Source organism: Nocardiopsis oceani (assembly GCF_054777395.1).
In genome coordinates this window covers 151,138-164,477 of the sequence record NZ_BAAHAR010000005.1, presented here as the reverse complement: position 1 = coordinate 164,477, position 13,340 = coordinate 151,138, and the positions used below count along the sequence as shown (strand labels likewise).

General features: G+C 70.3%; 7 protein-coding genes. 3 read left to right on the top strand and 4 right to left on the bottom strand.

The features are described from left to right. Positions 1-1,395: 1,395 nt before the first annotated feature. Complete coding sequence (locus ACYVDG_RS04415) at positions 1,396-4,545, bottom strand: helix-turn-helix transcriptional regulator (protein WP_460746998.1); 3,150 nt, start codon at positions 4,543-4,545, stop codon at positions 1,396-1,398. Positions 4,546-4,578: 33 nt separating this feature from the next. Further along, positions 4,579-4,731: a hypothetical protein gene (locus ACYVDG_RS04410; protein ID WP_460746997.1), complete on the bottom strand. Its 153-nt coding sequence runs from the start codon at positions 4,729-4,731 to the stop codon at positions 4,579-4,581. Positions 4,732-5,019: 288 nt separating this feature from the next. Here ACYVDG_RS04410 and ACYVDG_RS04405 point away from each other — a divergent pair, with 288 nt between their 5' ends. The 3 genes from ACYVDG_RS04405 (at position 5,020) to ACYVDG_RS04395 (ending at position 8,299) form a co-directional block, all read left to right on the top strand. Then, on the top strand, positions 5,020-5,727 hold the full coding sequence (locus ACYVDG_RS04405) for a hypothetical protein (RefSeq protein ID WP_460746996.1): 708 nt from the start codon (positions 5,020-5,022) through the stop codon (positions 5,725-5,727). Between the two features lie 100 nt (positions 5,728-5,827). Beyond that, positions 5,828-6,166 (top strand): hypothetical protein, encoded by a 339-nt coding sequence (locus tag ACYVDG_RS04400; protein ID WP_460746995.1) that lies wholly within the window; start codon positions 5,828-5,830, stop codon positions 6,164-6,166. A gap of 312 nt (positions 6,167-6,478) precedes the next feature. Beyond that, positions 6,479-8,299 carry a carbohydrate-binding module family 20 domain-containing protein gene (locus ACYVDG_RS04395; protein ID WP_460746994.1) on the top strand — a complete coding sequence of 607 codons (1,821 nt, stop codon included), beginning with the start codon at positions 6,479-6,481 and terminating at the stop codon, positions 8,297-8,299. A gap of 223 nt (positions 8,300-8,522) precedes the next feature. Here ACYVDG_RS04395 and ACYVDG_RS04390 read toward each other — a convergent pair whose 3' ends face one another. Together ACYVDG_RS04390 and glnA are read right to left on the bottom strand one after the other, a co-directional pair. Beyond that, positions 8,523-11,588 carry a bifunctional [glutamine synthetase] adenylyltransferase/[glutamine synthetase]-adenylyl-L-tyrosine phosphorylase gene (locus tag ACYVDG_RS04390; protein ID WP_460746993.1) on the bottom strand — a complete coding sequence of 1,022 codons (3,066 nt, stop codon included), beginning with the start codon at positions 11,586-11,588 and terminating at the stop codon, positions 8,523-8,525. Between the two features lie 153 nt (positions 11,589-11,741). Next, positions 11,742-13,166, bottom strand: coding sequence for a type I glutamate--ammonia ligase (gene glnA, locus ACYVDG_RS04385; RefSeq protein ID WP_460746992.1), 1,425 nt, complete (start codon positions 13,164-13,166; stop codon positions 11,742-11,744). Positions 13,167-13,340: the final 174 nt, after the last annotated feature.

Below are 13,340 nucleotides of genomic sequence, written 5' to 3'. Positions count from 1 at the left end.
TGATGCGTTGGATGCGTAATAAGTACGAGCGGTCGAGGGGTGCGAAGAAAGCTCAGCGTGTGTGGGATGAGGGTGTGAGAAGGCAGCCTCGTTATTTCGCGCAGTGGGAGTGGACGGTGCACGCTCCGCGTTCCTGGTGATCAGGTGATAAGAGCCGTATGACGGGAGACTGTCACGTACGGATCTGTGAGGGCCGGGGGGTGAGATTCCCCCCGGCTACTCGGCGGGGGCGTGTGGTCGGGGCCCTGAAGGGGCCCTTCGGGCCCCGGACCTGCGGCCCGGTGGGCCGGGTGCCCCGGCCCTCTGGCCGTGGCCGGCCGGATTCCTGCCCGTCCGTCTGGCTTGATCGGTCAGCGCGTCGCAATCCAGTGACCGGTCGGCGACGAAGGGCCCGATTAGGCCGGGCGGGTGGCTGGGCGCGTCCCACCGGTCTTTCGGTCAGGGGTGGGCCCCCTTTCCAACGATGATCTTGCCCCTGTCTCAACCCTCGACGGCCGAGGGTGGAGCTGGGGGCAAGATCATCGGGGATGAACCGGTTTCGGACGCAGCGGTCATCTTCGCCGGGCCGGTTTCGGACAGCGGGGCTGCCTCCGTGTGGGGCGCCCACCGGGGGCGCCCGCTACCCCCCCCCACATGGGGGCGCCTGGGGCGCCGAGCCCCCTCCCGGAAGCACCCGGGGCCAGTGAACCCCCTCCCTGGAGGCATTCTCGGTGCCCAAAATGACTCCAGCAGGGGGGTCGATGCCCTGGAACCCACACCCGACCGGTTCACCGGCACCACCCCGCCCCGACCGGTCCACCCACCGAGCCGCAAGACCGGTGGGACGCGCCCGACCACCCGCCCCCACCTGATCGGGCCCTTCGTCGCCCACTGGCCACTGGATTGCGACACGTCTGCCGACACAACCAGACCCACGGGAAGGAATCCGGCCGGCCACGGCCGGACCGGGCCGCAGGCTCGGGGCCGTTCCCGGCCGGAGGCCGGTCCCGTCGCCGCCCCGACCACACGCCCCCCGTTTCCTGACAGCCGCCGACCCGCCGTCGCAGCGAAGCGGGTCAAGGTGGAGCGCCACCGACGCGCGAAGCGCTCGATGGCGACGACCTTGACGCGCGCAGCGGAGACGGCCACCATCAAGCGGCAGGAAACGGGGCAACCCGCACCCGCAGGGAACCCCACGGCCACGCAGGACCGAACGCACCCGCGCGGACTTCCCACCCGCGCGGACTTCCCACCCGCGCGGACTTCCCACCCGCGCGGACTTCCCACCCGCGCGGACTTCCCACCCACGCGGACTTCCCACCCGCGCGGAAAACGGCACACCCCAAGGGCAGGGCAACCAAACCCCCTTTGTCACCAGGCGCTAAGACCCCGCTCAGGCAGGTGCCCGTGCAGTGGTCAGCCCAGGCCGAACTCCCTGGCCCGGGCTCCCGCGGTGGCCCGGTTGGGGACGCCGAGTTTGGCGAGGATGTTGGAGACGTGCACGCTGGCGGTCTTGGGACTGACGAACAGTTCCGTCGCGATCCCCGCGTTGCTCAGTCCTTGGGCGAGCAACCGCAGGACCTCCACCTCTCGCGGGGTGAGACCGGAAGGGGCCGCCACCGGGCTGCCAGAGTGCTCAGGGCCCACCGAGGAGTCTTCGGCGGGCGTGCCAGCCGCGGCGTTCGTGCCGTTCCCGCTGGTGTCACCGCCCCCGCCGTCGAACGGGAGTCCAATCCGCCGGGCCAGGTCGGCCGCGGCCAGGCCCAAGCTCACCGCCCCGTACCGCTCAGCTGCCTCGTGTGCCGCCCGCACTTCGGATCGGGCGGCGGCTCGTTGGCCGCCCACGGCCAGAGCGGCCCGTGCCGCTCGGAGCCGGGCCCAGGCCAGGGGGATGGGAACCGGGGCGCCCAGCCACGCCGCCACGGCCGTCCGCCACGCGGACAGGACCGATTCCCCGGGTTCGACGCCTTCGGCCAGCCGGGCCAGGGCGGAGGCTCGGGCGGCCGTTTGGACCGGGCCGTGCACCGGCATACCCGCCACGGCTGCCCCGACCCGTGCGTGCAGGTCACGTGCGCGGGGGCCGCTCCGCCGGACCACCTCCGCGAGCAGGTCCACCAAGGTCCACCCGTACCCGGGGGAGTCGGCGAACCCCAGCCGGGACAGGGCCTCGCCGGCCCGGTCCCGGGCTCCGGCCAAGTCACCCTCGGCCAGAAGGACTTCAAGGTGGGCCGTCACCACCAGTTGGGCCTGGTCCAGGCGCTCCACACTCAGGAGCGCGTTCTCGTCCATCCGTTCCACGCTCTCCCAAGCGAGCACCAGGTCCGAGTGGTCGAGGCTGGACCTGGCGGTCGGCAGATCTCCCAGGGCGACGGCGGTCCGTGCCCGGACGGTCAACAGGAACACCCGGTGCATCGGTGTGGGCGTCCGCGGCAGAGCCTCCTCCACCAACGTGAGAGCACGTCCCAGGGAGCCGAGTTCGAAGTGTGTTTCGGCGCGGTTCTGGAAGTTGAAGCTGCTGTGGAGGTTGGCGGGTCCCCGCTCCCGCTGGTACGCCAGCGACTGCTCCAGCAGGTCGAGAGCCTCCTGGTGCCCCGCCTGTTCCCGGACGTAGTGCGCCAGGTTGCCGCTGGCCCGGGCCTCCATGGCCGAGTCGCCGATCTCCTTGCTCAGGGCTATGGCCCGAGTCAGTGTCGCGTGCCCCGCCTCGGTGCTGCCCCGGCTCATCTGGACCGACCCGAGAGTGACCAAGGCCGCGGCCTGCGCACCGCGGTCACCGGTGCGGTGCGCGACCTCGTGGGCCTCCTCCGCGAGCGACACCGCGGACCGGCCCAGGCCCAGGGTCTCGCTGGGCCGGAACATGCTCTCCCTGGCCACGATGGACAGCATGCGGCCGTAGCCGGGCATGTGCGGCGGATGCAGGCGGAGGGCCTCGGCAAGGTCGGTCGCGGCACCCTCGGCCACCCGGTGGGTCCGGGCCTGGCCCCGGCAGCGCAGCAGTACCGCGCGCACGGTCAGAGTCCGGTCGTCCTCGGCGTCCGCGCCTTCCTCGGAGACACGGGCCAGGCCCTCGTCGCAGAGCTCCCCGGCGCGCCCGGGCCGACCGCACTGCAGCGCGGCAAGTGCCGCGGCCGCGTACACCTCGGGAAGCCCGGTGCCGCCGACCAGCTCGCGTGCGCCGGGCACCCGTTCCCAGAGGTCGAGCACCCGGTCGAGTAGGCCCAGCTGTTCGTCGTGGGCCAGGGCCCCCTCGGCTTGGAGCGCCGCGGCCCAGGCCGTTCGCAGGGCACGCGGCAGGTCGTGGGCGGCTTGGTAGTGGTGGGCCAGCTCGGCGGCGTGCCGCTCCCGGGGCACCGATTCGCGGTGCTCCTCGATGTCACCGGCGAAGCGCAGGTGCAGGCGCACCCGGGCACCGGGGAGCAGCGTCCCGTACACGGCGTCGCGCAGGAGGGCGTGCCGGAAACGGTAGCCGTCCCCGCTCATCCGGAGCAGGGCGGTGTCGACCAAGGTTCGCAGCGCACCCTCGAGGTCGTTCTCCGTGAAGCCGGCGGCGCGACCCAGGGCGGTATGGCCCACTTCGCCCGAGACCGCACCCACCGAGGCGACTCTCAGGACCTCTGCCGAGACCGGATCCAGGCTGTGCACGGGCCCCAGCAGGAGGTCCCGGAACCGTTCGGGTACGGGGACTCCGGAGCTTCCGGAGGGCCCGGTCCCTGCGGCTCCGGTGATACCCGAGGTGCCGGTGGGATCAGTGGCACCGGTGGCCTCCGCACCGGTCATGGCCGTTGCCAGCGCCTCCACGTACAGCGGGATGCCGTCACTGCGCCGGTGGAGTTCGTCCACTTGCTCGACGGAGAGCCCGCCCCCGGCGAGGGCGTGTGCTTGGCGGCCCACCTCCGCCCTGCTGAGCGGGGCCAGGTCGTGCCGGGCCACCTCGGGCAGGCGTCCGAGTTCGGGCAGGAGGCGGCGCAGCGGGTGCGCGTTGTCGAGGTCTTCGGTGCGGTGGGTGGTGATGATCTGGACGCCGGGCCTGTCCAGGTTGCGCACGAGGAAGACCAGCAGGTCGAGGGTGGCGCCGTCGGACCAGTGCAGATCCTCCAGGACCAGGGTCGCTCCGTCCTCGCCGGCGGTATGGCGTATCAGGTGGAGTACCTGGTCGAAGAGGACGGCCCTGGACTCGGGGCGCCCCTCGGGGAGGCTGCCCAGCTCGGGCAGGATCCTGGCCAGTTCCGTGGTGGCGGGCGCTGTCGTTCCCTGGGCGGTGGCCGGTGCCGCCGCTTCGAAGGGTGCCCGTCCGCGTTCGCACAGGATCTGGCGGAGGATCGCCGTGAACGGTGCGTAGGCCAGGCCGTCCACCCCGAGTTCCAGGCAGCCGCCGACGAACACGCTCCCCGGCGGGCGGGTCGCGGCGAACTCCTGGATCAGTCGGGTTTTGCCGATCCCGGCGTCACCACCGAGGACCAAGGCGGCCGCGGCCCCGGTGTGGCAGCGCCGGGCGTGTTCGTTGAGGAGGCGGAGCTCCTCCTCGCGGCCGACGAGATGCGGTGCGGACTCGGGTAGGAGGGGCATGACGGTCATTATGTCGTCCCCTCGGCGGTGGGGTCAGGTGCCCGTCCGGCGTCGGGCGCGGCGCTCCGCGCGGCGGCGCTCACGCTTCTCGGCGCGCGCCTTGAGGGCCTCGCGGCGCTGCTCGCCGTCCCGGATGGCGGTCTGGGAGACGCGGTGGTCACTGTGGATCAGGTCGGGGTGGAACACGGCAGTCCTTCTTCTCGGATGTGGCGGAACCGTTGTTCCGCCCTCGTGACCATCACGATCCTGCTAAGCGGGCCGCGGCCGCATCGGACGGAATCCGTGTTTCGCGCCCCATCGGCCGAGATGGGTGGACCAGAACCGCTAAGACGGCCCACCGGACCCCTAAGACCCCGCCCGCCGGCGTAGGACGGGTGTGGTTTCCGCTGGCTAGGGGCGTGTCATCGCGCACTGAGGCGTGATCACGCGTAGTTGTCTTGAAGTGTCACAGGGCGAACGTCAAGGAGGCGTGGGATGACTCTGGTCGCTTGCGGGACCGGACGGCGGGGCGTGCGCAAGAGAGAGTCCGTGCGCCGGGGATGGTTCGTTCGCGGGCCCGGTTGGGTGGTCTCGGGCCTGGCCGTCGCGGTGCTGTGCGCACCTCCCGCCGCAGCGGACGAGGAGGGCGCGGGAAGCGAACGGGACACAGGAGGTGAACAGGAACTGCCCGACGTGCTCTCCGAGGGCAGCGACGGGGCACTCGTGGGGTTGGCCCTGTCCGGTGGAGAACAGCCGCCGTTGCCGGGGGAGGAGGTCGTCTACCGGGTGACCGTCGCCAACAGTGGCGAGGCTCCGGTCGAGGACGGGCTGCTCGCCCAGAACGTGCCCGAATCCTTGGAGGCGGTCGCCGTGGAGGAGTCGGGCCTGCTCGAGGAGGGCGTGGCCAACTGGCGGGTGGACGTTCCGGAGGACGACGAGGCCGTCTACACGGTGCGCGGTCGTGTGCCCGAGGACGCGGAGGCGGGGCATCGCTTGGTGAGTACCGCCTGCCTGCTGCTCGACCGGGACGGGGAACCCGCGGCGTGCGCCAGCGACACCCTCCGGGTCGGCGATCAGACGGTGTTCTCCCGTGTGGGGGCCATGGTCGACCGCGAAGGGCTGCTCCGCGCGGCGGGAGTGGGGATGCTGGCCGTGCTCGTGTGGCTCGTGTGGCGGCAGCGGAGGGCGTTCAAGCGGGGGTGATATGCGGCGAGACGCGGACTCTGCATGGGTTGTCTGATTTGTTACGTCAGGGCGTCAGTAAAGCGAGATGAACAACTACAGGGCGTAGTAGTGTGTTGGTATGGACTTTCTCTACTCCGCGCTCGTTTTCCTGCACATGCTCGGTCTGGCCGGCATCATCGCCGGCTTCCTGATGCAGCTGATGACCGACAACCTCAAGGCCACCAAGGTCCTCCTGCACAGCTCCCTGCTCCAGCTGGTCACCGGTGTGCTGCTGGTCGGCGTCGCCGAGATGGCGGACCTGGCCGACATCGACCACATGAAGATCGGGGTCAAGCTCGTCGTCTCCCTGGCCATCGTGGTGCTCGGCATCATGAACGTGCGCAAGCCCGCCACCAACCTGGCCGTCGTCGCCGGTGTCCTCGCCATCGTCAACATCGGCCTCGCCGTCTTCTGGTAGCCGCTCTCGGGCGCGCCTTCCGCGGGGCGCGGCCCGCACCCGCCCGCACGGGTTCCCGCCGGTGGCGGATCGGAGCACATCCGGTCCGCCACCGGCTTTTTCGTGTCCTTTTTTGCCGAGTGCTTGCGGTCCTTGCAGGCTCTTTCATTGATCTTCCCGGGGTGTATGCGTTAAAGAGCGGGAAATCTGTTGTTCACAAGCGGAGTCTGGTCTGTTACGTTCGTCACTCCAACGCAAACTCTTGCAAGTTCTGCAAGAGGGCGTCGGTGGGGCAGTGCGGCCCCACCGTGGACCTCCCCCCAAGGAGTACACATGAGAACAACCCGACTCGGCGTCATCGCCGGAGCTGCAGTGCTGGGAGCCGGCCTGCTAGCGGTTCCCGGCCTCACCACCCCGCAAGACGCCGAACCCGTCTCCGCCACCAGTCCGGCCAGCGGAACCCTCCAGGAGGACACGGGCGACACCATCGTCCACCTGTTCCAGTGGACCTGGGACTCCGTCGCCGACGAGTGCGCCGACTACCTCGGCCCCAACGGTTACGGAGGAGTTCAGGTCTCCCCGCCCCAGGAACACGTGGTGGTGCCGTTCTCCGAAGGCGGCAACTACCCCTGGTGGCAGGACTACCAGCCGGTCTCCTACCAGATCGACAACACCCGGCGCGGCACCGCCGAAGACTTCGAGGACATGGTCGAGACCTGCGCCGACAACGACGTGCGGATCTACGTCGACGCCGTGATCAACCACATGACCGGCCCCCAGGAGGAATCGCTCCCGGGCAGTGCTGGGACCGAATGGGAGCAGTACGAGTACCCGGACCTGTTCGGGGACGGTGAAGCGGCCTACACCTACGAGGACTTCGGCCCCTGTTACGACACCATCGAGAACTGGGACGACAAGGAGGAGGTCCAGAACTGCCAGCTCCTGGACCTGGCCGACCTGGACACCGGTGACTCCGACGTCCAGGACCAGATCATCCGGTACATGAACGAGCTGATCGGCCTCGGTGTCGCGGGCTTCCGGGTGGACGCCTCCAAGCACATCCCTGAGGACGACATGGGCGTCATCATGGACGCGCTCGACGAGGTACCCGGCTTCGGCGGGGAGCCGCACGTCTTCCACGAGGTCTACGGGGACGAGACCATCCCCTATACCGCGTACACGCCCTACGGCCAGGTCACCAACTTCGACTACAAGCGCGACATCGCGTCGAGCTTCGCCGACGGCAACATCGCCGACCTGACCGACATCTCCGACCCAGGGGAGCTCACCGCGGACGAGGCGGTCGTCTTCGTCGACAACCACGACACCCAGCGCTACGAGCCCACCCTCACCTACGTCGACGGCGAGCGCTACTACCTCGCCACCGCCTTCATGCTCGCCCACCCCTACGGAACCCCCGTGGTGATGTCGAGCTACGACTTCGACGGCAACGACGCCGAGGGGCCGCCCAGCACCGGTGAGGCCGACGGCAACCCCGCGGGCTGGCTCACCGAGGACACCGACTGCTCCAGCGACGAGTGGATCTGCGAGCACCGGGACGAGACCGTCACCGGCATGGTGTCCTTCCGCAACGCGGTGGACGGTACCGACCTGACCGAACGCGCCGAGGACGGTTCCTCCCGTGTGGCCTTCGACCGGGGAGAGGAGGGCTTCGCCGCCTTCAACGCCTCCGACGACGGATGGGACCTGACGGCCGAGACCTCGCTGCCGGACGGCACCTACGACAACGCCGCCGGTTCCGGCGTCGCCACCGTGTCCGGCGGCCAGATCACCGCGAGCGTCCCCGCCGACGGCGCCCTCGCCGTGCACGTGGGCGGCGAATGCGAGGAGGACTGTGACAACGGCGGCGGCGACCCGGGCGACCCGGAGACCCTCACCGCCACCGTCGAGACCGAGCCCGGCCAGGAAGTGCACGTCGTCGGCTCCACCTCGGACCTGGGTTCCTGGAACCCGGAGGACGGCGCTCCGCTGAGCACCGACGAGTCCTCCTACCCCGAGTGGACGGGTGACGTCACCATCGACGAGGACACCGAGTGGAAGCTCGTCAAGGTGTCGGACGGCGGCGAACCCGAGTGGGAGCCCGGCGACAACCGGGTCGGTCCCGAAACCTCCGTCACCTGGGGCGAGGACTGACCGTCCACCCCGGCTCCCGGTGCCGGACCCCCCGATACCGGACCCTTGGGAGCTGACCTTCCACCACTGAACCATCCCCAGGGCCGTCCACTCCCCGGCCCGACCACGGGCACCCCCGCGCCACACTCCTCCGGCGCGGGGGTGCCCTCCGCAGTTCCGCCGTGATCTCGCCTGTCTCAACCCTCGGCGCTCGAGGGTGGAGCTGGGGGCAAGACCATCGGGGTCAGTCGTCGTAGAACGTACGCTCCATGACCGTGCGCGCCCTGCGGGTGGCCCGCAGGTAGGACTCGGTCAGCTGCTCCGCGGGGCCCTCCGGCTCAGGCCCGTCCTCCTCTTCGTCGTCCCCGCCGCTCCCGTACCCCATGGCCTCCGCCAGCGCGGCGCGCACCCGCAGGTCGTAGGGGATCGAGTCCCCGCCTCGGCCGCGTACGAGCATCACCATTCCGCGCACCCGGGAGGCCAACCGCCACGCCTCTTCCAGGGTCACGCCGTCGTCTGCGGCCAGCAGCCCGTGCGCGATCGCCACCTCCAACGCCTCCAGGGTTCCGGTTGTGCGCAAGTCCGGATACTCGTGCGCGTGGCGCAGCTGTACCAACTGGGCCACCCACTCCACGTCCGAGAGCCCGCCCCGGCCCAGCTTGGTGTGCAGGGTCGGATCGGCCCCGCGCGGGAGCCGCTCGGCCTCCATCCGCGCCTTCAGCTTGCGGATCTCCAGCACGGCGGACGCGTCGATCCCACCGGACGGGTAGCGCAGCGGGTCGATGAGCGCGGTGAACGCCCGGCACAGGTCCTGGTCGCCCGCGACCGGCCGGGCACGCAACAGCGCCTGGCTCTCCCACACCTGCGACCAGCGGCCGTAGTAGACGGCGTACGAGTCCAGTGTGCGCACCACCGGCCCGCTCCTGCCCTCCGGCCGCAGGTCCGTGTCGACCTTGAGAGGCGGCTCGGCGGCGGGCATCTCCAGCAGCCGGGCCAACTCCCGCACAACGGCCATGGCCTGCTTGGTGGCCGCGCCCGTGTCCACCCCGGGCAGCGGGTCGTGGACGTACATCACGTCGGCGTCGCTCGCATAGGTGAGCTCACCGCCGCCGAACCGGCCCATGGCCACCACGCACACCCGGGTGAGCTCCGCACCACCCGCATCGGCCACGACCTTGGCGCGGGCGGCGCGCAGTGCGGCGTCGATGGTGACCGCGGCGATATCGGTCAGCGCGGTACCGACCTCCTCCACTGGCGACACTCCCAGCAGGTCCGCGGCGGCCGTGCGCAGCAGCTCGCGGCGGCGCAGCGCGCGCACCGCCGACACCGCCTCCTCAGGGGAGTCGTAGCGGCGCAGCGCGGCGTCGGCCTCCGCGGCCAGCGTCCGGTTCTCCCGCCGCCGCAGGTCCGCGTCGTTGGCCAGGGTCGCCACCGCCTCCGGCGCACGGAGCAGCAACTCGGTCACGTAACGGCTCGTCCCCAGCAGCCACGCCATCCGCTCGGCCACCCGGACGTCGTCGCGCAGCAGCCGGAGATACCAAGGGGTGGTGCCCAGGGTGTCGCTGACCTGCCGGAACCCCAGCAGGCCCGCGTCCGGGTCGGGGGCGTCCGCGAACCAGCCCAGCATCACCGGCAGCAGCGTGCGCTGGATCGACGCCCGCCGGGACAGCCCCGACGTCAACGACTCCAAGTGCCGCAGTGCGCCGCGCGGATCCGCGAACCCCAGGGCGCCCAGCCGCTCCACGGCCTGGTCGGGGGAGAGGCGGATCTCGTCCTCCGGCAGCTTGGCCACCGCGTTCAACAGCGGCCGGTAGAAGAGCTTCTCGTGCAGGCGGCGTACCTCCGCCGACACCCGTTTGCGGGCGTCGGTGAGCTCGCGCACGGGGTCGGCAGTGAAGCCCAGGCCCCGGCCCAGCTGGCGCAGTTGCGCGGGGCCGTCGGGGCTCGCCGGGTCGGGCATGAGGTGGGTACGGCGCAACCGCTCCAGCTGCAGCAGGTGCTCCACCCGGCGCAGGAACCGGTAGGCGTCGGACAGCCCGGCCGCGTCGCGCCGCCCCACATAGCCGTACTCGGACAGCGAGGCCAGTGCTTGGAGGGTGTTGCCTGAACGCAGGCGGTCGTCGGAGCGCCCGTGCACCAGCTGGAGCAGCTGGACGGAGAACTCGATGTCGCGCAGGCCGCCGGCGCCCAGCTTGAGCTCGCGCTCGGTCTGGCCCGCCGGGATGTGCGCCACCACTCGGCGGCGCATCGCCTGTACGTCCTCCACGAAGTCCTTGCGCCCGGAGGCCTCCCACACCAGGGGCGAGATCGCCTCGGTGTAGGCCTTGCCCAAGGCCACGTCACCGGCGATCGGGCGGGCCTTGAGCAGCGCCTGGAACTCCCAGGTCTTCGCCCATCGCTCGTAGTAGGCCAGGTGTCCGGACAGCGGCCGGACCAGGGGGCCGTTCTTTCCCTCGGGGCGCAGCGCGGGGTCGACCTCCCACAGGGTGCCCTCGGCGTCGGTCTCCGACGGGATCCGCATCATCGCCGTGGCCAGTCGGGTCGCCGCGCGCATCGCCTCCTGTTCGTCCACGGGGTCCCCGCCGGGGTCCACGGCGGGTTCGGCCGCGAACACCACGTCCACGTCGCTGACGTAGTTCAGCTCCCGGCCGCCGCACTTGCCCATGCCGATCACGGACAGGCGGCACAGCGCCGCGTCCTCGGGCGCCTCGGCCCGGGCTACCGCCAACGACGCGTCCAGCGTGGCGGCGGCCAGGTCTGCCAGCTCGGCGGCGACCTCGTCGACGGTGTTCAAACCGGTCAGGTCGCGCCCGGCCAGGCGCAGGACCCTCCTGCGATAGGCCACCCGCACCGTGTGCCGCAACACCGCGGACGGCTCGCCGCCGGCCTCACCCAGGGCGAGGTCGGCGACGGGCGCGGTGTCGTCGGGCTGCGCGCCCACGGTGTGCAGCATCCCCCGGCGCAACTCCTCAGGTGCGGGGGTGCGCGCGGCGTCGGCGCCGCGAAGCTCGCGCCAGTCACCGGGGTGGCGGACCAGGTGGTCGGTGAGCGCCGTGCTGGCGCCCAGGATCAGGCACAGTCGGGCCCGCAGGTCCCGTTCCTCCCGCAGCGCGACGAGTACCTCGTCCGGTTCGGAGGTGGCCTCCAACAGCCGGAGCAGACCCAAGAGGGCCTGGTCCGGGTCGGGTGCGGCCGCGAGGGCGCTGATGACGTCGGTGTCGGTCTGGGCGTCCAGACCCGCCTCCGCCACCAGCTTCAGGGCACGCACACTGTCGCTGAAGCCCTTCCTGGCGAGCGCGCCTGCTGTCATGTTGGTTCTTCCGTCCCTAGCCACGCGTCAACGGTAGCCGTCCGGCCCGCGCTCGGACCGCGCGGCTCGGTTCCAAGTGCACGGGAGCACCGGCGGCCCCGGAACCGACTCGGGGCCGGCATCCGAACGGATACCGGCCCCGAGGGGGTGCTCTTAGATGTCGTAGTAGAGCTCGAACTCACGCGGGTGCGGGCGCAGGCGCAGAGAGTCGATCTCCTCGGTGCGCTTGAACTCGATGTAGGTCTCGATCAGGTCCTTGGTGAAGACACCGCCCTCGAGCAGGAACTCGTGGTCGTCCTCCAGGGCCTCCAGGGCCTCGTCCAGGGACGGGGGGACCGTCTCGATGGCCTGGGCCTCGGCCGGCGGCAGCTCGTAGAGGTCCTTGTCGACCGGCTCCGGCGGCTCGATCTTGTTCTTGATGCCGTCCAGGCCCGCCATCAGCATGGCGGAGAAGGCCAGGTACGGGTTGGCCGACGGGTCCGGCACGCGGAACTCGATGCGCTTGGCCTTGGGGTTGGAACCCGTGAGCGGCAGGCGGATGCAGGCCGAACGGTTCCGCTGGCTGTAGACCAGGTTGATCGGGGCCTCGTAGCCCGGCACCAGGCGGTGGTAGGAGTTCACCGTCGGGTTGGTGAAGGCCAGCAGGGCCGACGCGTGCTTGAGCAGACCGCCGATGTAGTAGCGGGCCGTGTCGGAGAGCTGGCCGTAGCCGGACTCGTCGAAGAACAGCGGCTCGCCGTCCTTCCACAGGCTCTGGTGGCAGTGCATGCCGGATCCGTTGTCGCCGAACAGGGGCTTCGGCATGAACGTGGCGGTCTTGCCCGCCTCGTTGGCGACGTTCTTGACGATGTACTTGTACAGCTGCACTCGGTCGGCCTGCTGGAGCAGCGTGCCGAACTTGATGCCGATCTCGGCCTGGCCCGCGGTGCCGACCTCGTGGTGCTGGAGCTCGACCTCGATGCCGGACTTGATGAGGCTCTTCACCATGTCGGAGCGCAGGTCGCTGTAGTGGTCGACCGGCTCGACGGGGAAGTAGCCGCCCTTGAAGCGCGGACGGTAGCCGCGGTTGCCGCCCTCGATCGCGGAGCCGGTGTTCCAGGCGCCCTCGATGGAGTCGATCTCGTAGTAGCCGGTGTTCGCACGCGTCTCGAACTTGACGTCGTCGAAGATGTAGAACTCGGCCTCGGGGCCGAAGAAGGCGGTGTCGGCCACGCCCGAGCCCTTGAGGAAGGCCTCGGCCTTGCGGGCGACGTTGCGGGGGTCGCGGCTGTACGACTCCAGCGTGAGCGGGTCGTGGACGAAGAACGTCATGTTCAGCGTCTTGTACTTGCGGAACGGGTCCAGTACTGCGGTGCTCAGGTCGGGGAGCAGCAGCATGTCGGACTCGTGGATGGCCTGGAAGCCGCGGATCGAGGAACCGTCGAACATCTGACCATCGGTGAACGTGGACTCGTCCACGTTCTCGATCGGGAGGGTAACGTGGTTCACTCCTCCGAACAGGTCCGTGAACCGGACGTCGAGGAACTCGACACCCTCGTCTCGGATGAAGGCGAGAACCTCGTCGACGCTGCTGAACAAAACGGAACCTCCGTGCAGGTAGCTGAGACGGCGGGTTCGGTCCGCTCCATCGCGGACGCCTCGAACCGCACACCGTCTCCCGGCTTCGTTAACGAAGCTAGAAGGGCGCGGTTTCCACGCCATGTCTCGATTGTTTCTTGCATGTTACGGAGTCCCGCGTTTCCGCAGACCAAC

Coding starts and splice junctions, on each gene's coding strand:
- ACYVDG_RS04390 (WP_460746993.1), bottom strand. CDS start 11,588: ATGACAGCAGGCGCGCTCGCCAGGAAGGGCTTCAGCGACAGTGTGCGT.
- ACYVDG_RS04400 (WP_460746995.1), top strand. CDS start 5,828: ATGGACTTTCTCTACTCCGCGCTCGTTTTCCTGCACATGCTCGGTCTG.
- ACYVDG_RS04415 (WP_460746998.1), bottom strand. CDS start 4,545: ATGCCCCTCCTACCCGAGTCCGCACCGCATCTCGTCGGCCGCGAGGAG.
- ACYVDG_RS04405 (WP_460746996.1), top strand. CDS start 5,020: ATGACTCTGGTCGCTTGCGGGACCGGACGGCGGGGCGTGCGCAAGAGA.
- ACYVDG_RS04395 (WP_460746994.1), top strand. CDS start 6,479: ATGAGAACAACCCGACTCGGCGTCATCGCCGGAGCTGCAGTGCTGGGA.